At 68.3% G+C, this 19,098-nt stretch carries 17 protein-coding genes; 9 read left to right on the forward strand and 8 right to left on the reverse strand.

The window, feature by feature from the left end; all coding sequences use genetic code 11:
* Positions 1-12 precede the first annotated feature (12 nt).
* From AB4112_RS29530 to AB4112_RS29540, 3 genes are read left to right on the forward strand one after another with little or no spacing between them, the layout of a single operon-like run.
* Positions 13-1,104: an ABC transporter ATP-binding protein gene (locus AB4112_RS29530; protein ID WP_441724766.1), complete on the forward strand. Its 1,092-nt coding sequence runs from the start codon at positions 13-15 to the stop codon at positions 1,102-1,104.
* Between the two features lie 9 nt (positions 1,105-1,113).
* Positions 1,114-2,277, forward strand: a complete 1,164-nt coding sequence (locus tag AB4112_RS29535) for a mandelate racemase/muconate lactonizing enzyme family protein (RefSeq protein ID WP_441724768.1) — start codon at positions 1,114-1,116, stop codon at positions 2,275-2,277.
* Between the two features lie 25 nt (positions 2,278-2,302).
* A complete protein-coding gene (locus tag AB4112_RS29540; RefSeq protein WP_441724771.1) occupies positions 2,303-3,430 on the forward strand; it encodes a mandelate racemase/muconate lactonizing enzyme family protein in 1,128 nt (375 codons plus the stop codon).
* Between the two features lie 433 nt (positions 3,431-3,863).
* Here the strand turns inward: AB4112_RS29540 and AB4112_RS29545 are convergent, their stop codons facing one another.
* Positions 3,864-4,781 carry a LysR family transcriptional regulator gene (locus AB4112_RS29545; protein WP_441724774.1) on the reverse strand — a complete coding sequence of 306 codons (918 nt, stop codon included), beginning with the start codon at positions 4,779-4,781 and terminating at the stop codon, positions 3,864-3,866.
* Between the two features lie 124 nt (positions 4,782-4,905).
* On the opposite strand from AB4112_RS29545, the gene AB4112_RS29550 reads away from it, so the two are divergent.
* Positions 4,906-6,075 (forward strand): mandelate racemase/muconate lactonizing enzyme family protein, encoded by a 1,170-nt coding sequence (locus AB4112_RS29550; protein WP_309792432.1) that lies wholly within the window; start codon positions 4,906-4,908, stop codon positions 6,073-6,075.
* Positions 6,076-6,080: 5 nt separating this feature from the next.
* Here AB4112_RS29550 and AB4112_RS29555 read toward each other — a convergent pair whose 3' ends face one another.
* Positions 6,081-6,782 carry a GntR family transcriptional regulator gene (locus AB4112_RS29555; RefSeq protein WP_441724777.1) on the reverse strand — a complete coding sequence of 234 codons (702 nt, stop codon included), beginning with the start codon at positions 6,780-6,782 and terminating at the stop codon, positions 6,081-6,083.
* A gap of 170 nt (positions 6,783-6,952) precedes the next feature.
* On the opposite strand from AB4112_RS29555, the gene AB4112_RS29560 reads away from it, so the two are divergent.
* The 5 genes from AB4112_RS29560 to AB4112_RS29580 all read left to right on the forward strand — a co-directional run bounded on the left by AB4112_RS29560 (position 6,953) and on the right by AB4112_RS29580 (position 13,692).
* Positions 6,953-8,104, forward strand: coding sequence for an ABC transporter substrate-binding protein (locus AB4112_RS29560; protein WP_441724780.1), 1,152 nt, complete (start codon positions 6,953-6,955; stop codon positions 8,102-8,104).
* A gap of 8 nt (positions 8,105-8,112) precedes the next feature.
* On the forward strand, positions 8,113-9,858 hold the full coding sequence (locus AB4112_RS29565; RefSeq protein WP_309792429.1) for an ABC transporter permease: 1,746 nt from the start codon (positions 8,113-8,115) through the stop codon (positions 9,856-9,858).
* A gap of 29 nt (positions 9,859-9,887) precedes the next feature.
* Positions 9,888-10,973: an ABC transporter ATP-binding protein gene (locus tag AB4112_RS29570; RefSeq protein WP_441724785.1), complete on the forward strand. Its 1,086-nt coding sequence runs from the start codon at positions 9,888-9,890 to the stop codon at positions 10,971-10,973.
* 33 nt (positions 10,974-11,006) lie between these two features.
* On the forward strand, positions 11,007-12,164 hold the full coding sequence (gene dgoD, locus AB4112_RS29575; RefSeq protein WP_309792427.1) for a galactonate dehydratase: 1,158 nt from the start codon (positions 11,007-11,009) through the stop codon (positions 12,162-12,164).
* A gap of 145 nt (positions 12,165-12,309) precedes the next feature.
* Positions 12,310-13,692, forward strand: a complete 1,383-nt coding sequence (locus tag AB4112_RS29580) for a DHA2 family efflux MFS transporter permease subunit (RefSeq protein WP_441724789.1) — start codon at positions 12,310-12,312, stop codon at positions 13,690-13,692.
* A gap of 66 nt (positions 13,693-13,758) precedes the next feature.
* Here AB4112_RS29580 and AB4112_RS29585 read toward each other — a convergent pair whose 3' ends face one another.
* From AB4112_RS29585 to leuD, 6 genes are all read right to left on the reverse strand, one after another.
* Positions 13,759-14,526: an SDR family NAD(P)-dependent oxidoreductase gene (locus AB4112_RS29585; protein ID WP_441724792.1), complete on the reverse strand. Its 768-nt coding sequence runs from the start codon at positions 14,524-14,526 to the stop codon at positions 13,759-13,761.
* A 73-nt stretch (positions 14,527-14,599) separates the two neighbouring features.
* Positions 14,600-15,406 (reverse strand): ABC transporter permease, encoded by an 807-nt coding sequence (locus AB4112_RS29590; RefSeq protein ID WP_441724795.1) that lies wholly within the window; start codon positions 15,404-15,406, stop codon positions 14,600-14,602.
* Positions 15,387-16,241 (reverse strand): ABC transporter ATP-binding protein, encoded by an 855-nt coding sequence (locus AB4112_RS29595; RefSeq protein WP_441724798.1) that lies wholly within the window; start codon positions 16,239-16,241, stop codon positions 15,387-15,389. The genes AB4112_RS29590 and AB4112_RS29595 overlap by 20 nt, the downstream gene beginning before the upstream one ends.
* The gene (locus AB4112_RS29600; protein ID WP_441724801.1) at positions 16,238-17,260 is read right to left on the reverse strand and encodes an ABC transporter substrate-binding protein; all 1,023 of its coding nucleotides are present in this window, start codon (positions 17,258-17,260) and stop codon (positions 16,238-16,240) included. Before AB4112_RS29600 ends, AB4112_RS29595 begins: the two co-directional genes overlap by 4 nt.
* Before the next feature lie 110 nt (positions 17,261-17,370).
* Positions 17,371-18,423: a 3-isopropylmalate dehydrogenase gene (gene leuB, locus AB4112_RS29605; protein WP_441724827.1), complete on the reverse strand. Its 1,053-nt coding sequence runs from the start codon at positions 18,421-18,423 to the stop codon at positions 17,371-17,373.
* Between the two features lie 74 nt (positions 18,424-18,497).
* On the reverse strand, positions 18,498-19,097 hold the full coding sequence (gene leuD / locus AB4112_RS29610; protein ID WP_441724804.1) for a 3-isopropylmalate dehydratase small subunit: 600 nt from the start codon (positions 19,095-19,097) through the stop codon (positions 18,498-18,500).
* Position 19,098 lies beyond the last annotated feature (1 nt).

Here is a 19,098-nt window from a genome sequence, read left to right on the forward strand (position 1 = left end):
GGGGGCCAGGGATTGAACGCGATCACCCGGATGGACATCGCCGTCGGCCTCTCCGGCATCAGCAAGTCGTTCGGCAGCCTGACCGTGCTGGACGATGTCAACCTGACGGTCGCCGAAGGCTCGTTCACCTCGCTGCTCGGCCCCAGCGGCTGCGGCAAGACCACGCTGCTCAACATCATCGGCGGCCTCGACCGCCCGACCGCCGGCGAGATCCGGTTCGGCAGCGACCCGATCTATTCCGACCGGCAGGGGATCAATGTCCCGACCGAGCGCCGCAACATCGGCTATGTGTTCCAGAGCTATGCGCTGTGGCCGCACATGACCGTGCTGCAGAATGTCGGCTACGCCCTGAAGATCCGTCGCGCGCCGGCCGCCGAGCGCCAGCAGCGGTCGCGCGAGATGCTGGACAAGCTGGAGCTCGGCGCGCTTGCCGACCGCTATCCCTTCCAGCTGTCCGGCGGCCAGCAGCAGCGCGTCGCCATCGCCCGGTCCCTGGTCTACCGCCCGCGCCTGCTGCTGCTGGACGAGCCGCTGTCCAACCTCGACGCCCAGCTGCGGGAGCGCGCGCGGGCCTGGCTGCGCTCGGTGCATGACAGCTTCGGCCTGACCACGATCCTGGTGACCCATGACCAGAGCGAGGCGCTGTCGATGAGCGACCAGGTGGTCCTGCTCAGCCGCGGCTCGGTCGAGCAGGTCGGCACCGCCGCCGAGGTCTATGAGCGGCCCCGCACCGCGCATGTCGCGGAGTTCGTCGGCGGCGCCAACCTGATCCCCGGCCGCATCGGCGCCTCCGGCACCGAGGTGGTGACCGAGGCCGGCATCACCGTGGCGGCCCGCACCACATCGGCCCTGGCCGAGGGCACGCCGATCTGCGTCGCCATCCGGCCGCAGAAGATCCGGCTGCTGGCGCCCGGCGACGTGGCCGAGGGGGCGGGGACGGTGCTGCCCTTCACGCCCGGGACGGTGCTGTACCAGGGCTCCAGCTTCGAGATCACCGGGTCCACGCCGCTGGGCGACCTGCGGGTGCTGGCCGACCGCGCGCCGCCGGCCCAGGACGCCCGAGTCCTGCTGCCGGCGGAAGACTGCCTCTGCGTCAACCCCTGAGGGGCGAGCATGATGATGAAGATCGCCACCGTCGAACCGCTGCCGATCGGCCGCTACCTCTATGTCCGGATCACCACCGAATCCGGCCTGGTCGGGATCGGCGAATCCGGGGCCTGGGGGCATCTGGAGGCCAGCGCCGCGGCCATCGCCAAATTCGGCGCCTACCTGGTCGGCCGGGATGCGCGGCCGATCGAGCATCACTGGAACGTGATGCACCGCTCGCACCACTTCACCGGCGCGGCGATCACCGGCGCGATCTCGGCGATCGACATCGCGCTGTGGGACCTCAAGGGCAAGCAGCTCGGCGTGCCGGTCCATGAGCTGCTGGGCGGCGCCATGCGCCGGAAGGCCCGGCTCTACGCCCATGTGAAGGGCCGCACCATCGACGAGCAGGCGGCGCATGTCTCCGCCCTGCGCAAGGCCGGCTTCACCGCGGTCGGGCATCTCAACCCGCTGCTCGACGAGAACATCGAGGAGCCGTATTTCCGCGCCCATGCCCGCAAGATGCGGGACGCGATCCGCAACGTCGCCCGGCTGCGCGAGGCGGCGGGGGAGGACATGGATCTCTGCATCGAGATCCATCGCCGGCTGACGGTGCCGGAGGCGGTGACCCTGGCGCGGGGCATCGAGCCCTACCACCCGATGTTCTTCGAGGACCCGCTGCCGCCGGCCAATCCCGACGCGATGGCCTGGGTCGCCGACCACATCCCGATCCCGATCGCGACCGGCGAGCGTTACACCGGCCTGCACCAGTTCCAGACCCTGCTGGCCCGGCGCGGCGCGCAGTTCCTGCGGCCCTGCATCTGCCTGTGCGGCGGCATCACCGGCGGCCGCAAGATCGCGGCGCTGGCGGAGGCGCATGACGTGCAGATCGTGCCGCACAACCCGCTGTCGCCGGTCAGCCTGGCCGCCTGCCTGCAGCTCGGCGCGGCGATCCCCAACCTGGCGATCCAGGAATACCCGTCGGCCACCCCCGGCGCGGACGGCTCGGCCCTGCTGCCGGCGCATGACGTGGTGACCGGGCTGGACCAGCCGCGGGACGGCTTCATCCGCATCCCCGACGGCCCCGGCCTGGGCATCGAGCTGGTGCCGGGGGTCGAGCATCGCGAGCCGGTGCGGCCGCGGCCCATTCAAATGCGTCCCCATGCCGATGGCAGCGTCGTCGACCAGTAGCGTCAACCATTCCGAGGATCATCCGATGTCAGCCACAGAAGACGCCGCGCCCGGCCGCGGGGCGGTCAAGATCACCCGCGTGTCGACGGCGGACTACCAGTGGAAGCGGGCGCGGCCGATCTCGAACGGCCTGCACACCTACACCACCTCCGACATGACCGTGGTCAAGATCGAGACCGATGTGGGGGTGACCGGCTATGGCGTCGGCCGTCCGCGCCCGGGCGAGCGCGAACTGCGCGCCAGCTTCCTCGAGACGCTGGTCGGCCGCGACCCGACGATGACCGAGGCCATCTGGGCCAGCCTGTGGAGCCCGAAGCTGTCCGGCCGGCGCGGCTACGAGACCCGGGCGCTGTCGTCGATCGACCTGGCGCTGTGGGACATCAAGGCCAAGCTGGCCGCCATGCCCCTCTACAAGCTGCTGGGCGGCTACCGCACCCGGATCCCGTTCTACATCGCCGGCGGCTACTACTCCGAGGGCAAGGGCTTCAAGGAGCTGCAGCAGGAGGTCGAGTCCTATGTGGCGCTCGGCGCCAAGGCGGTGAAGATGAAGATCGGCGCGGTGCCGATCAAAGACGACATCGCCCGCATCAAGGCGGTGCGCGAGGCGATCGGCCCCGACGTCAAGCTGCTGATGGATGCGAACTGCGCCTATCGCTACTACGACGCGATCCAGCTCGCGCAGCGGGCCGAGGAGTACGAGCCGTTCTGGTTCGAGGAGCCGGTGCAGCCGGACGACTATGACGGCTTCCGCAAGATCGCGGCGGCGACGTCGATCCCGATTGCGACCGGCGAGAACGAATACACCAAGCACGGCTTCCGCGACCTGATCGCCACCCAGGCGGTCGCCATCCTCAACCCCGATGCGCGCTACATGGGCGGGGTGACGGAGTTCATGAAGGTCGCCGCCATGGCCCAGGCCCACGGCCTGGACATCTGCCCGCATGGCGACCAGCAGGCCCATCTGCATCTGCTGGCGGCGATCCCGAACGCCCGGCTGCTGGAGTTCTATCCGAAGAAGGTCAACGCCATGGCGGGCGAGGTCTACCTGCACCCGCCGGTGCTGAACGACGACGGCACGGTCACGGTGTCCGACCTGCCGGGGATCGGCCTCGACCCGAACGAGGAGGCGCTGGCGCCCCACCGCATCGGCTAGACCGGAATGAACTGAGGTCGGGTCACGTCAGTGCATCGGGGCAGGGGCTGGCAGGATGTCGAGCGTCTTCACCTTGCCTCTCCCGCAAGCGAGACCTTGTCAGAAATCCCCTGGATCTTCTCGGCGGCTCGCGACGACATCGGCCGCACTCAAAAATGAGTCCCCCCTCCCCTTGTGGGAGGGGGTAGGGGGAGGGGGTTCTCGATGTCCAGAACCGGCCAGGATTCTGGCAATCTGGCCCCGATGGCGAAGCCTGTCGTTTGCCCATTCGCGCGCGGACGCGCGCAGACCCCTCCCCCTGACCCCCTCCCGCAAGGGGAGGGGGGACAAGAAAGGGGCGGGCTCGGTCTATTCTGAAAAGGTCTCGCAAGCGGGAGAGGCAACGCATTGGTGCGGTCCCTCCCAGCGCGATCTGATCCAAATTCGTCCGGCTCTACTCCGCCTCGGGGTCGAGGCCCTGGCCGGCGGCCCAGGCGCGGGCCAGCAGCCAGAAGGCCTCGGCCTGGGCGCTCTGGCGCGCCCGCGGCCGGAACAGGCGGATCTCGATCGGGATCGGCGGCGTGGCCGGGCCGATGGCGGCCAGCCGGCCGGCCGCGAGGTCGTCGCCGGAGATGCTGCGCGGCAGCCAGGCGGCGCCGCGGCCGTTCCGCACCATGCTGTGCAGGACCGCGGCCAGATGCGAGGTGAAGACCGGCTGCTGGCTGATCCGGCGCCCGTGGACGCCGGAGACGATGCGGCCCAGCCCGGATTCGGCGCTGTAGGCCAGGTAGGGAAGGGTCGCCGGGTCTTGCGCGGCAAGGTCCGGCGCGACCACCAGCTGCAGGGCGTCGTGACCGATGGGCAGGGCCTTGAACAGGGAGGCGTCGAGCCGGTTCGGCACGGCATCGTGGTAATGGCAGATCAGGAAATGCGCCTGGCCGTTGGCAAGCACCTGCTCGCAGCCCTGCATGCTGTCCGAGATCAGCCTCACGCTGCCGACCGCGGCGCTGGGCGCCAGCGAACCCAGCCAGTCCGGGAAGAAGGCGAAGGACAGCGAATGGGTGGCGGCGAAGCGCAGCGCCGTGGCCTCGCTGCTGCCGGCCTCGCGCGCCGCCTCCCGGCCCTGGTGCAGCCGGCGCAGCGTCTCGGTCGCGGCCGGCCGGAACTGGCGGCCGGCCTCGGTCAGCCCGACGCGGTGCGTCGCCCGGTCGAATAGCGGCGTCCCGACCCAATCCTCCAGCGACCGGATGCGGCGGCTGAAGGCCGGCTGGGTGACATGGCGCGCCCGGGCCGCCCGGGAGAAGTTCCCGGTTTCGGCCAGGGCGACGAAGTCCTCGAGCCAGGTCAGCTCCATCGATGATGCCGAACGCACATGGTTTCACGCTCCAACGGCATTGGCCCTCGGCCGGGTCTCTTCGCTACGGTGCCGTCCGAAGGGTTGGTATCCGCAGGCGGCCGGCAGCGGCCGACGCCAAACGGAAAAGAGGATTGCAGGTATGAGGATCGTCGATATCCGCGAGAAGACCGTGTCGATCGCCTCTTCCATCGCTAATGCCTACATCGATTTCTCCAAGATGACGTGCTCCGTGGTGGCCGTCGTGACCGATGTGGTGCGGGACGGGAAGCCGGTGGTCGGGTTCGGCTTCAACTCGAACGGGCGATACGGGCAGGGGGCGCTGATCCGCGAGCGGATGGTGCCCCGCCTGCGGGAGGCGGACCCGGCGGCGCTGGTGGACGAGGGGGCGGACAACCTGGACCCCTTCGCCATCTGGGCCACGATGATGGCGAACGAGAAGCCCGGCGGCCACGGCGAGCGCTCGGTCGCGGTCGGCACCGTCGACATGGCGGTGTGGGACGCCGTCGCCAAGATTGCGGGGCAGCCGCTGTGGCGCCTGCTGGCGGACCGTTACCGCGGCGGGCAGGCCGACGACAAGGTGTGGGTCTACGCGGCCGGCGGCTACTACTACCCCGGCAAGGATCTGACGCAGCTCAAGGACGAGATGCGCAGCTACCGCGACCGCGGCTACCGGGTGGTCAAGATGAAGATCGGCGGCGCCCCCCTGGCCGAGGATCTGCGCCGCATCGAGGCGGTGCTCGGGGTGGTGGGGGAGGGCGGGTGCCTGGCGGTCGACGCCAATGGCCGCTTCGATCTTGCCACCGCCGTCGCCTATGCCCGGGCGCTCGAGCCCTACGGGCTCTACTGGTACGAGGAGGCGGGCGACCCCCTCGACTATGCCCTGCAGAAGGAGCTTTCGGCCGTCTATCCCGGTCGGATGGCGACGGGGGAGAACCTGTTCTCGCACCAGGACGCCCGCAACCTCTTGCGCTATGGCGGCATGAATCCGGAGCAGGATGTGCTGCAGTTCGACTGTGCCCTGTCCTACGGCCTCGTCGAATATCTGCGCACGCTGGACGTGCTCGCCGCGGCGGGCTGGTCCACCCGCCGGGTGGTGCCGCATGGCGGGCACCAGATGTCGCTGAACATCGCGGCCGGCCTGCATCTCGGCGGCAATGAATCCTACCCCGACGTGTTCCAGCCCTTCGGCGGCTTCGCCGACGGGATCGCGGTGGAGGACGGCTTCGTCGGCCTGCCCGACCTGCCCGGGATCGGCTTCGAGGCCAAGCCTGCCCTGTACAAGGTGATGAAGGGGGTGCTCGACGCGTAGCCGTCTCATGGTTTTGCCGAGAATGCGCCTCTCTCGGAAATGCGGGCGAGCAGGCGGTCCCTGGCCGCCGTGACGTGGTCGAAGACAGCCTCGCCCACCGCCGTCGGATCATGGGCCTCGAAGGCCAGGATCATCTTCTCATGCTCGGCGATGACCGCGTCATACACATCCGGGGTGTAGCCGCCGAGACTGTCCGCGACCGTCCGCACCACCCGGGTGCGCCCCTCCAGGATCAGCTCGGCTTCGGGGTTCTTCGCGATCTCGTAGATCCGCTTGTGGAAGACGATGTTCTCCCGCGACGCCACCATCGGCTTTCCGGATCGGATCAGGACGCTCAGATCCTCGTGCAGCCGGCGGAGGGTGGCGACCTCGGCGTCCGTGGCCCGCTCGACCGCCCGGTGGGCGAGCATCGACTCGATCCCGACCCGGATGTCGTAGATGTTGCGGATGTAGCCCTCGGTGATGGCCTCGATCCGGAAGCCGCGATGGGCCAGCGAGATCAGGATGCCTTCGCCCTCGAGCTGGCGAAGCGCCTCGCGGATCGGCATGTGGCTGACGGCATAGCGCGACGTCAGGGCCTCGATCGTCAGATGCGTCCCCGGGACGAACTGCCCCGACACCAGGTCTCCGATGATGGCGCGCTTGACCCTGAGATAGGTCGGCTCGTTGAGCGGCGCTTCGAGAGCCGGGCTCGCCCAAGGGTCCACAAGTCTTCTCCTGACATCATCTTACCTCGCCAGATTATCGCAGTCCGGCGTTGACGCGCAAATATATTTGCGCAAATGTATGATCCGACAAAACGAGGCGTCCGGGAGGCGCCGTTGCCAGCGAAGCCTGGCCAAAGAAGTCTGGCCAAAGAAAGTCTGGGAGGAACGTCATGGCTCATTCCGACGATCGCTCGTTCTTCGGTTCACAAGGCGCCTGGTCGCGCCGCAAGCTGCTGCAGGGGGGCGCACTGGCCGGGCTGGGCGCCCTCGGCCTGTCCCTCACCGGGAGATCGGGCCTCGCCCTGGCGGCGTCGCCGGAGCCGGATGCCGGGCTGGTCGCCGCGGCCAAGGCCGAAGGCACCTTGACCTATTATCACACCACCGCGATCGACCCGACCGCGGTGTGGACCAAGGCCTTCACCGACAAATACGGGATCACGACGCAGAACGTCCGCGGCCCCAGCTACCCCCTGTTCGAGCGCTGGCTGACCGAGGAGCGGGTCGGGCAGCACATCGCCGATCTGGTGCAGATCACCGACACCGTCCTGATCGAATCCGCCCATGACGAAGGGCTGGTGGCGGACTACGTCCCGGCTTCGGCGGCGGGCATCCGGCCGGAGATGAAGAAGGACGGCGTCTGGTACACCATCTTCGTCAACGCCATGGGGATCGCCTGGAACTCCAGCAAGGTCACGCCGGAGGAGGACAAGCTGATCCGCGAGGGCGGCTGGAACGTCCTGACCGACCCGCGATGGGCCGGGCGCATCGCGACGGGCACCCCGGCCTCCGGCGGCAGCAGCTATTCCTATGTCTACATGTTCCTGGGCGGGAAGCGGCAACAGTTCGGGCCGGACTTCTTGGCGAAGATGGCCGCCCTGAAGCCGCAGGTCTACGAGAGCAAGTCACCGATGTACGACCGCCTCGCCGCGGGCGAGCACGCCATCGTCGACCAGGCGTCGCAGAGCGACATGGGCGGCTTCTACCTCAAGGGCGCGCCGATCCGCTGGGTGTTCCCGGACCCGACCCCCGCCAACCTGACGGTCCAGACGATTTCGGCCAAGGCCCCGCACCCGAACGCGGCCCGGCTGTTCCAGGACTGGGCCACGAGCGCCGAGGGGCAGGCGGCCTGGTTCAAGGTCGCAGGCGTCGCTTCGGCGCGGGCGGACACCGTCGATCCCCGCAAGGCGGCGAAGGCCGACTGGTACAAGGAAGACTGGTACGCGGATCCGAAAGACCTCTACATCGACTATCTGAACGACCCCGGCTACGTCGATCCCGCGAAGCCGATCATCGCCGAGTGGAACCAGATCTTCGGCCGCTGAGGCGCGCGATGACCGTCTCCGCGACCGCGCCCGTGCTGAAGACCGAGGACCATCCGGCCGGCTACGCCGCGATGCGCCGCCGCCGGCGCGGCCTGATGCTTCCGCTCGCCCTCGGGCTCCTCCTCACGGTGCTGGTCCTGGTTCCGATCGCGCTGATGTTCGTCGGCGCGGTCAGAACCGGGACCTTCGTGGACCCGCGGGCGCAGTTCTCGCTGCGCAGCCTCGCCGCGGTCTACACGACGCTGCCCTACCTCAAGACCCTCGCGGTCACCGTCGGGGCATCGCTTCTGGTGTCCCTGGTCGCCTGCGTCATCGGCATCGCCCTGGCCTGGCTGCTCGCCAGGACAGATCTGCCCGCCAAGGGGGTGATGGAGAACGCAGTCATCGCCCCCCTCTACCTGTCGCCGTTCGTCGGGGCGCTGGCGTGGCTCATCCTCGCGTCGCCGAATGCCGGCCTGCTGAACGTCCTCGCCCGAGATCTGCTCGGCGTCACCGGATCCATGATCAACGTCATGACGGCCAGCGGGGTGATCCTGGTCATGGCGCTGTACAACGTGCCCTACGCCTACATGACCGTTTCGGCCGCGCTGAAGGGCATGGACCCGTCGATGGAGGAGGCGTCCTATCTCAACGGGGCTGGCACGCTCGCGACCGCCTGGAAGGTGACCTTTCCGGTGGTCCGCCCGTCGATCATCTCGGCCTTCTTCTTCGTCTTCGTGCTGACCTGCGGCACCTTCTCGATCCCCGCCGCCCTCGGCGGCACGCAGGCGATGCCGTTCCTGGCCGTCGACATCTACCGGGCGGTCGCGACCTTCCCGCTCGACTATTCCAGGGCGGCCGCGATCGGCACGCTGCTGTTCTGGATCTCGCTGATCGGCGTGTTCTTCTACCGTTTCGCGTCGAGGGTCGCGACGCGCTTCGTCACGGTGACCGCCCGCGGCTATCGCACCCGCATGGTCAAGCTGCGCGGCTGGCGGCTGCCGGCGATCCTGATGATCCTGGTCTATGTCACGCTCGCGATCATCCTGCCCTATCTCGCGCTGCTGTACGTCGCCTTCACCAGCTTCACCTCCTCCTCCATCCTCGACGCGACCTTCACCCTGGCGAATTTCTGGTCGGTGGCCGGCTCGGTGGCGGTGCGGCAATCGATCGGCAACACGCTGCTCGTCGGGCTCCTCGCGCCGACGCTCTGCGTCCTGCTCGGCATCGTCATCGCCTATGCGGTGCGGCGCCTGCATGTGCGCGGCAGCGGCATCCTGGACTACATCGCCATGTTCCCGATCGCCGTCCCCGGCATCGTCTTCGGCACCGGCATCTTCTGGACCTACCTGATGACGCCGGCCTACGGGACGATCTGGATCCTGGTGATCGCCTTCGTCGCCTCCTACATCCCCTTCGCCTACCGCATGATCGACACCTCGATCATCCAGATCGACAAGTCGCTGGAGGAGGCCTCCGCGGTCTGCGGCGCTTCGCATTGGCGGACGGCGCGGCAGGTGACGTTCAAGCTGATCCGGCCCGGCGTCCTTTCGGCCTGGATCCTGGTCTTCATCTTCTCGATCCGCGAGATCAGCGCGGCGATCCTCCTGGCGTCGCCGAGCAACAAGGTCCTGTCGGTGATGTCCTGGGACTATCTCGAATTCGGAAACGTGCAGAACGCCGCGATCATCGGCCTGCTGCAGACGGCCATCCTGGTCGCGGGGATCGTCGTCGGCCGGTATGTGCTGCGCGTCCGGCTGTCCCAGGCGGTGTGACCGGCGACCGGAATTCTCGAAGGAGCATCATGGCCAAGCTCAGCGTGGAAGATCTCGTCGTGGCCTATGGCAGCGTCACGGCGGTGCGCAACGTCTCCTTCACCGTCGAGGACGGGGAGTTCGTCTCGCTTCTGGGGCCGAGCGGCTGCGGCAAGACCACGACGCTGCGCTGCATCGCCGGCCTCGAAGGCTCCTCGGCGGGAACCATCCGCATCGGCGGCGAGGTCGTGGCGGCGGACGGCCGGGACGTGCCGCCCGAGAAGCGCGGCATCAACATGGTGTTCCAGTCCTATGCCGTCTGGCCCCACATGACCGTCTTCGAGAATGTCGCCTATGGCCTGCGGACCCGCCGCGAGCCCGCCGCCACCGTCGACGCCAAGGTCGGCGAGGCCCTGAAGATGGTCGGTCTCGACGGGTTCGCGGCGCGCTACGGCACCGAGCTCAGCGGCGGCCAGCAGCAGCGGGTGGCCCTGGCGCGCGCCATCGTCACTTCGCCGCGCCTGCTGCTGTTCGACGAGCCGCTCAGCAACCTGGACGCGGGGCTGCGCGACCGCATGCGGTTCGAGCTGGTCGCGCTGCAGCGGCGGCTGGGGCAGACCTCGCTCTACGTCACGCACGACCAGTCCGAAGCGATGCTGATGAGCGACCGGATCATCCTGATGAAGGATGGCGAGATGATCCAATCCGGCAGCCCGCGGGACCTCTACGACCGGCCCGCCAGCCGCTTCGCCGCCGAATTCATCGGCAACGCCAACATCCTGCAGGGCGACATCGTCCGCGCCTCGAGCGATGGTCGCGCGCTGGTCTCGCTGGCGGACGGGCTGACGATCGAGGGGCTGTTCTCGCGGCCGGAGGCCGTCAGGCTGTCGGGCGCCATCCTGGTCTGCATCCGGGCCGAGAGCATCCAACGGATGCGGGACGCGGATGACGGCCCCAACGCCTTCGATGCCGAGGTCACGTCCGCCAGCTTCCTCGGGCCGGTGGTCACCTGCCTCCTGCGCATCGGCGGGCTCACCCTCCGCGCCGAGCTGCCGGCCCGCACCGCGCCCGCCGCGGGAGAGACCATCCGCGTCCGGATCGAGCCGGACGCCGTCACCCTGATTCCGAATGGCTGAACGGCCGTTCAATCTTTCCTGAAGGACAGAGACATGCGCATCGACAGCATCGAGACCATCCTGGTGGACAAGTACCTGTTCGTCGAGATCCGGACGGACAACGGTCTCGTGGGGCTCGGCGAAGGCGGGGCGTGGGGCTTCCACGAGGCGACGGCCGGCGCCGTCCTCCGCTTCAAGGACTACCTGCTCGGGCAGGATCCGCTGCGGATCGAACACCACTGGCAGTACATGTACCGCTGGGCCCATTTCCGCGGTTCGGCGGTGATGGCGGCGATCAGCGCCATCGACATCGCGCTGTGGGACATCACCGGCAAGCATTTCGACGCCCCGGTGCACGCGCTGCTCGGCGGCAAGGTCAGGGACAAGGCGCGGGCCTACTACCACGTGTTCGGCGAGACCAAGGAGGAGCTGTTCTCCGGCATCGAGGACGCCAAGAAGATGGGGTTCACGGCGGTCGGCCACCTGACCCCCTTCCTCGACAGCCGCCGCGAGGTGCCGTATTTCCAGACCCATGCCGAGAAGATCGGCGACGCCGTCGACACGGTCCGGCAGTATCGCGAGATCGCCGGGCGGGGCATGGATCTGTGCATCGAGATCCATCGCCGGATGACCCCCTATGAGGCGGTCCAGCTCGGGCGGGCGATCGAGCCGTTCCACCCTCTGTTCATCGAGGATCCGATCACGCCCGACAACCTGGACGAGATGGCCTATGTGGCGGACAAGATCTCCATCCCGATCGCCACGGGCGAGCGCATGACCTCGCTGTGGGAATTCCAGATGCTGCTGGCCCGCAACGCGGTCCAGCTGGTGCGGCCGGATGTCTGCATCGTCGGCGGCATCTCGGGCGCCCGCAAGATCGCGGCGCTGGCCGAGGCGTCGCATGCGGGGGTCGTGCCGCACAATCCGCTCAGCGCGGTCTCCACGGCGGCGTGCCTGCAGATCGCGGCGACCGCCCCGAACTTCGTGCTCCAGGAGTTCCCGAACGACACCTGGGACGTCACCGACAAGCGGCCGGATTCCGACAGCTTCCTCATCGGCGCGGCGCGGCACGACGGCGAGGGCTTCCTGACGATCAGCGACGAGCCGGGGATCGGCATCTCGCTTCGCCCCGATGCCGCCGAGAAGTTCCCGTACCGGGCCCGGAAGATGCACACCCGGCTGCACAAGGACGGCTCCGTCGTCGACCAGTGAGGCGGGGCGACGACGGAACGGTCGGGACAGGCCCGGGCCGTTCCGTCGTGGTCGCCTTTGCGGCCCGATTGTCATAGACCTCCCCGGCGTGGGGCGACGACTTCGCGGGGATGACCGGCGGCGCGGCGTCGGGCCTGAGGTGAGAATGGAAAAACGCAAGAGCGTGCCGCTGATCGTGGCCTCGGCCATCATCATGCAGCAGATCGATTCCACGGCGCTGGCGACCGCGCTGCCCTCGATGGCCGACTCCTTCGGCGTTCCCGCCCTCAGCCTGCATTCCGCGATCACGATCTACCTGCTGTCGCTGGGCATCTTTCTGCCGATCAGCGGCTGGGTGGCGGACCGCTTCGGCGCCCACACCGTGTTCCGCTGGGCGATCGGTATCTTCACCGTCGCCTCCCTGCTGTGTGCGGCGTCGACCAGCCTGACGGCCCTCATCCTGGCCCGCATCCTGCAGGGCTTCGGCGGCGCCCTGATGCTTCCGGTCGGGCGGCTGATCCTGGTGCGCTCGGTCTCGCCGGCGGAGCTGGTGTCGGCGATGATCCTGATGGGCCTGCCGGCGGTGATCGGCCCCGCCGTCGGTCCGCTTCTCGGCGGCTTCATCACCACATTCGCCTCCTGGCGGTGGATTTTCTGGATCAACCTGCCGGTGGGCCTTCTGGGGATCGTGCTGACCACGCTGTTCATCGAGCCCATTCCGCCCTCCGAGCCCAAGCCGTTCGACTGGCCCGGCTTCATCCTCACCGGCCTCGGCATCGGTGCGCTGATCTTCAGCCTCGATACGATGGCACGGGGCGGCGACCTCGAAGCCGTCGGGCTCGCGATTGCCGGCGCGGCCGCGCTTGCGATCTATGGGCTGCATGCGCGCCGCGCCCGGCACCCCATTCTCGACCTCCGCTTGTTCCGCTTGCCTGCGTTCCGGTCCAGCATGCTGGGCGGGTCGCTGTTCCGGATCGGCTTCGGCGCCTTGCCCTTCATGCTGCCGCTGCTGATGCAGGAGGTGTTCGGATACACGCCGCTGGAATCGGGCGGGATCACCTTCGCGTCCGCCATCGGCGCCTTCGGCATGCGGACGGTGGCACGGCGGATCCTGCACCGGTTCGGGTTCCGCCGGGTGCTGCTTTGGAATGCCCTGATCGCCAGCGCCTCCATGGCACTCTGCGCCACCTTCACGGCGGGCATGGCGCCGTATGTCATGATGATCGTGATCTTCTTGGGCGGCGTGTTCCGCGCGCTCCAGTTCACCAGCATCAACACCCTGGCCTTCGCCGAACCCTCCGCGACCGAGATGAGCCACGCCACGGCCTTGTCCCAGATGGCGCAGCGGATCTCGCAAAGCGTCGGCGTGGCCTTCGCCGCCACCCTGCTGCACCTGTTCAGCGGCGGGGCAGCCCATCCGACTGGCCATGCCTTCGAGCTGGCGTTCCTGGTGGTGGCGCTGGTGTCCTCGCTGTCGTTCCTGTCGTTCCTGGCGCTGCCGGGGACTGCCGGCGACGTGCTCGCCGGGCGGGTGCGCGAACCGGCCTGATGCTCCCGGGTGAGCTGAGGCGGCCGTCGCGCAGGGATTGGAACAGCGTGAAGACGGTCCTTTCGATCAGTAGGTCGCGCGGCCGCCCGAGAGGTCGAAGACGGCGCCGGTCGTGAAGGAATTCTCGGCGCTGGCCAGCCAGGCGATCATGGCGGCGGCCTCCGCCAGCTCCAGGAACCGCCCGCGCGGAATCCGGCTGAGCATGTATTTGATGTGCTCCGGTGCCTGCTCCATCGCGCCCGGCGTGCGGGCGACGGCCGGGGTGACGCAATTGACCGCGATGTCGTGGCCGGCCAGTTCCTTGCCCAGCGACTTGGTCATGGCGATGACCGCGGCCTTGGCCGCGCTGTAGGCGGCAGCGTTGGGATTGCCCTCCTTGCCGGCGATCGACGCGACATTGACGATGCGGCCGTAATTCTGCGCCGTCATCACCGGCGCGACGGCCCGGCAGCAATAGAAGGTGCCGTTGACGTCGACGTCCAGCACGCTGCGCCAGGCGTCCAGCGGATAGTCCGCCAGGGGCGCGTTCGGACCGACGATCGCGGCGTTGTTCACCAGGATGTCGATGCGCCCCAGCGCCTCCACCGTCCCGGCCACCGCGGCCTCGACGCTGGCACTGTCGGCGATGTCGACCCGCATGGTGTGGATGTCGTCCCGCCCGGTGGCGGCGGCCAGCGTGCCCTTCGCGGCCTGCAGGCCGTCCTGGTTGATGTCCCAGATGACCAGTCGCGCGCCGGAGCGGAGGAAGCGGTCGGCCACCTCATGGCCGATGCCCTGCGCGCCGCCGGTCACCACGGCGACGCGCCCGTCGAGATTGATCGTGTTGAGCTGCAAGATCGTTGCCTCTGATGAAAATGGGTCGGGCGGGCAGGGGATGCCGGCCCACCCCGATCCCCTGTAGGGTCTCTCAAGCGTTGGCGCCCACCGGCTGCCCGGCGACCGGGCGCCATCGCATGAAGCGCTCCTCGAACATCGACACCGTGGTGTCGAGCACGAGCGCGAACACGGTCAGCAGCAGGATGCCGGCGATCACCGAATTGATGTCGAACACTCCCTCGGCGAGCAGGATCAGGTAGCCGATCCCTTTTTCCGAGCCGAGATACTCGCCCACCACGCTGCCGACGAAGGCGATGCCCACCGCGTTGTGCAGGCTGGAGAACACCCAGCTCATCGCCGACGGCACATAGACATGGCGCAGCAGTTCGCGTGAATTCGCGCCCATCATCCGCGTGTTGGACAGCACCACCGGGCTGACCTCGCGCACGCCCTGGTAGACGTTGAAGAACACCACGAAGAAGACCAGGGTCACGCCCAGCGCGACCTTCGACCAGATGCCGAGCCCGAACCAGAGCGCGAAGACCGGCGCGAAGATCAGGCGCGGCATCGAGTTGAACGCCTTGATGAACGGGTCGGTCACGGCGGCGAGGAACGGGTTGAGCGCCAGCCACAGGCCGATCCCCAGTCCCAGGACGGTGCCGATGGCGAAGGCCAGGAGGGTTTCCAGCAGGGTGGTGTAGAGATGGATGAAGACCGACCCGGTGGCGAACCAGATCCACAGGCGCCTGGCGACGCCGACCGGATCGCCGAAGAAGAAGGTCGACAGCAGCCCCGTCGTGGTCAACAGCCACCACAGGAACAGGCCGCCGAACAGCAGGACCAGGCGGCAGGCCAGGACCAGGCCGTGGTTGCGCGGGTCACGAGCGGTTGCGGGCATAGCTTTTCAGCACCTCTCCCTTCAGCACGTCCCAGATCGCGGCGTGCAGTTGCAGGAACCGCTGCGTCATCCGGATCTCCGCGACCTGGCGCGGGCGCTCCAGGTCGATCTCGAATTCCGCGATGGGCCGTGTGCCGGGACCTGCGGACAGAACCAGGACGCGGTCTGACAGCGAGATGGCTTCCTCCAGGTCATGGGTCACGAACACCACCGACTTGCGGTCGGTCGACCAGATCTGCAGCAGCTCGTCCTCCATCAGCTGCCGGGTCTGGATGTCGAGCGCGCTGAACGGCTCGTCCATCAGCAGGATGCGGGGGTTGAGCGCGAGCGCCTGGGCCAGGCCGGCCCGCTTGCGCATGCCGCCCGACATCTGGTGCGGATATTTCCGGCCGTGCCCGTCGAGCCCGACCCGCACCAGCCATTCGCGCGCGATCTGCAGCGCCTCCGCCTTCGGCTTGCCGTGGAACAGCAGGCCGGCGGCGACATTGTCCTCCGCCGTCTTCCAGGGCATCAGCGCATCCACCTGGAACAGGTAGGATGCGTCCTTGTTCAGCCCCTGGCTCAGGGGCTGGCCGAAGACGCTCAGCGTGCCGGAGGAGGGGCGCATCAGCCCGGCCGCCACGTTGAGCAGGGTGGACTTGCCGCAGCCGGTCGGTCCGACGACGGACAGGAACTCGCCCTCCCGCACCGTCAGGTTCACGTCCCGCACGGCGGTGTAGGTCTTGCCGGCCCCTTCGTTGCTGGCGAAGGTGCAGGTCACCCCGTCGAACCGCAGGGCATGCGCTGCGTCCTGCGGCATGGCCTGCTCGCTGATCCTGCGGACGGCGACGCTCACCGGACTGCCCCCGCCGCCTTGGTGGCAAAGCTGTTGTCATAGGTGGCGCCGAGATCGATCGGCGCCGAACCGATGCTGGGGTCGAAGGCGGTCAGGACGTTGCGCACGGTCTGCGCGCCCTGGTCCGACAGCACGCCGGTCTGCGAGATGCAGCGGCGGCTGTTCTCGAACGCCTTGGCGTAGAGCACCTTGTCGTCGCCGACATATTCCGGCGGGACGCTGTCGGCCACCTGCTGCGGCGTCGCCTGGGCGATCCAGTGTTCGGCGCGGACGATGGCGTTCGTCACGGCCTGCACGGTCTTCGGGTTCTCGTCGATGAAGGCTTTCGTCGAGTACAGGCTCGATTCGGGATAGTCGGAGCCGAAGACCGCCTTGTTGCCCTCCGCCGTCCGCATCTCGGCGAGCGGGATCATGTCGCCGCTGTCCGTCAGGATGGTGGCCGAGGGATCGTTGACGATCAGCGCGTCGATCTGTCCGGCCCGGATCGCCGCCACGGCGCCGGCGGCCTGGCCCACGCCGATGATCGACACGTCCTCCGGCTGCAGCCCAGCCTGGTGCAGGATGTAGTTGAGCGCCATGTGGGTGCTCGACCCCGGCGCGCTGACGCCGACCCGCATGCCCTTCAGGTCGGCGGCCGTGCGCACCTTGCCCTCGTTCTTCTTGGCGATGCCGAAGATCCAGGCGGGGCAGTTCACCTGGGCGGCGAAGGTGACTAGGCTCTGTCCCTTGGCGGCCATGGTGATGGTGTTGGAATAGGCGCCGGCGACGACGTCCGTGCTGCCGCCCATCAGCGCCTCCAGCGCCTTCGACCCGCCGGAGAAGGCCGCGATGGTGACGTCGAGCCCCTCGTCGTTGAAGTAGCCGAGCTGCTTCGCCACCAGAAGGGGCAGGTAGGTCACGCCGGTCGAGGCGGCGCCGATATGGACCTCCGCCTTCTCCGGCCGGTCCTGGGCGCTCGCCGCCGCGGTCACCGACAGGATCGTGGCCGCACACAGCGCCAGCGTTGTTCCGAGCTTCATGATGTCTCCTCCGTTTGCTTCGTCTTGTTGGTTGTGAGTCCGAGGCAGGTGGGCCGAACGTTCCGGGGACGGCCGGGCGAAGCGGGCGACTCCGGCCCGGCCGACAATCCCTAGGCTGCCGCCCGCAGCGCCTGGACCACCGCGTCGCCCATCTCCGTGGTGCCCACCCGCCGGGTGCCGGGCTGATAGATGTCGCCGGTGCGATAGCCCTGGGCGAGCACGGTGCGGACCGCGTTTTCCACCTGCCGCGCCTTGTCCTCCAACTCGAAGCTCTCGCGCAGCATCATCGCCAGCGACAGGATCGCGGCCAGCGGGTTGGCCACATCCTGGCCGGCGATGTCAGGGGCCGAGCCGTGGACCGGCTCGTACAGGCCTTTGCGGTCGACCCCGAGCGAGGCCGAGGGCAGCATGCCGATCGATCCGGTCAGCATCGCCGCCGCATCCGACAGGATGTCGCCGAACATGTTGCCGGTGACGATCACGTCGAACTGCTTCGGGTTCCGCATCAGCGACATGGAAGCGGCATCGATGAACAGATGGCTCAGTTCGACATCGGGGTATTCGCGGCCGACGCGGGTCATCACCTCGCGCCAGAGCTGCATGGTCTCCAGCACATTGGCCTTGTCGACCGAGCAGACCTTGCGCCGGCGCTTGCGCGCGGCCCGGAAGGCGGCATGGGCGATGCGTTCGACCTCGGATTCGGAATAGCGCATGGTGTTGAAGCCGACGCGCTCGCCCTTCTCATTGGTCTCGAAGCCGCGCGGCTTGCCGAAATAGACGTCGCCGTTGAGCTCCCGCAGGATCACGAGGTCGAGCCCGTCGACCACCTCCGGCTTCAGCGTCGAGGCGCCGATCAGTTCGGGGAACATGAAGGCGGGGCGGAAATTGGCGTACAGCGTCAGCGCCTCGCGCAGCTGCAGCAACCCGGTGCCGGGGCGGCGTTCGCGCGGGATGCTCGCCTCGTCGGCCACCCCGACCGAGCCGAACAGGATGGCATCGACGCGCCGCGCCAGGGCCAGGGTCTCGTCGGGCAGCGGCTTGCCGCGCGCGTCGATGCCGGCCTGGCCGACCGGGGCCTCCTCGGTTTCGGCCTGGGGCGCCACCAGCCGCAGCACCTTCACCGCCTGGCCGACGACCTCGGGGCCGATGCCGTCGCCGGCCATGATCGCGATCTTCACGAACGTCTCTCCTTGAACTCGAATCTCTGGGCGAACACGAATGTCTGAAACGGCGAGGGCTAGGCGTCGCGGCCCTCGTGGCTGCGCTCGAACGCGTCGATCCGGTCGGACTGCGCCAGGGTGTAGCCGAGCTCGTCGATGCCGTTGACGAGGCAGGTCTTGGCGAAGGCCTCGATCTCGAAGGGATGGTGCGTGCCGTACGGCAGGACCACCTGCTGCGCCGGCAGGTCGACCGCCACCGTCGCGCCCGGGGCCGCCTCGAGATGCGCCAGCAGCGGCGTCACCACCTCCTGCGGCAGCACGATCGGCAGCAGGCCGTTCTTCAGGCAGTTGGTGAAGAAGATGTCGCCGAAGCTGGGGGCGATGGCCGCCCGGATCCCGTAGTCGTACAATGCCCAGACTGCGTGCTCGCGGGAGGAGCCGCAGCCGAAGTTGCGGTTGGCGACGATGATCCGGGCGGGGCGGTAGGGCGGCCGGTTCAGGATGAAATCCGCGACCTCCGATCCATCCTGGCGGAAGCGAAACTCGGCGAACAGATACCGCCCGAAATCGTCGGAGCGCATCTTCTGCAGATACTGCGCCGGGATGATCTGGTCGGTGTCGCAATTGACCCGGGCGATCGGCACGGCCACGGCTTCCAGATGGTCGAGACGATCCATG

It is taken from the genome of Inquilinus sp. 2KB_23 (genome assembly GCF_052115705.1).
Lineage (GTDB): Bacteria > Pseudomonadota > Alphaproteobacteria > DSM-16000 > Inquilinaceae > Inquilinus > Inquilinus ginsengisoli_A.

Bases quoted from the DNA above. Each gene is read 5' to 3' on its own strand.
- AB4112_RS29565 (WP_309792429.1), top strand. From the start codon at position 8,113: ATGACCGTCTCCGCGACCGCGCCCGTGCTGAAGACCGAGGACCATCCG.
- AB4112_RS29560 (WP_441724780.1), top strand. From the start codon at position 6,953: ATGGCTCATTCCGACGATCGCTCGTTCTTCGGTTCACAAGGCGCCTGG.
- leuB (WP_441724827.1), bottom strand. From the start codon at position 18,423: ATGGCCGGCGACGGCATCGGCCCCGAGGTCGTCGGCCAGGCGGTGAAG.
- AB4112_RS29540 (WP_441724771.1), top strand. From the start codon at position 2,303: ATGTCAGCCACAGAAGACGCCGCGCCCGGCCGCGGGGCGGTCAAGATC.
- AB4112_RS29600 (WP_441724801.1), bottom strand. From the start codon at position 17,260: ATGAAGCTCGGAACAACGCTGGCGCTGTGTGCGGCCACGATCCTGTCG.
- leuD (WP_441724804.1), bottom strand. From the start codon at position 19,097: ATGGATCGTCTCGACCATCTGGAAGCCGTGGCCGTGCCGATCGCCCGG.
- AB4112_RS29580 (WP_441724789.1), top strand. From the start codon at position 12,310: ATGGAAAAACGCAAGAGCGTGCCGCTGATCGTGGCCTCGGCCATCATC.
- AB4112_RS29570 (WP_441724785.1), top strand. From the start codon at position 9,888: ATGGCCAAGCTCAGCGTGGAAGATCTCGTCGTGGCCTATGGCAGCGTC.
- AB4112_RS29590 (WP_441724795.1), bottom strand. From the start codon at position 15,406: ATGCCCGCAACCGCTCGTGACCCGCGCAACCACGGCCTGGTCCTGGCC.
- dgoD (WP_309792427.1), top strand. From the start codon at position 11,007: ATGCGCATCGACAGCATCGAGACCATCCTGGTGGACAAGTACCTGTTC.
- AB4112_RS29535 (WP_441724768.1), top strand. From the start codon at position 1,114: ATGATGATGAAGATCGCCACCGTCGAACCGCTGCCGATCGGCCGCTAC.
- AB4112_RS29550 (WP_309792432.1), top strand. From the start codon at position 4,906: ATGAGGATCGTCGATATCCGCGAGAAGACCGTGTCGATCGCCTCTTCC.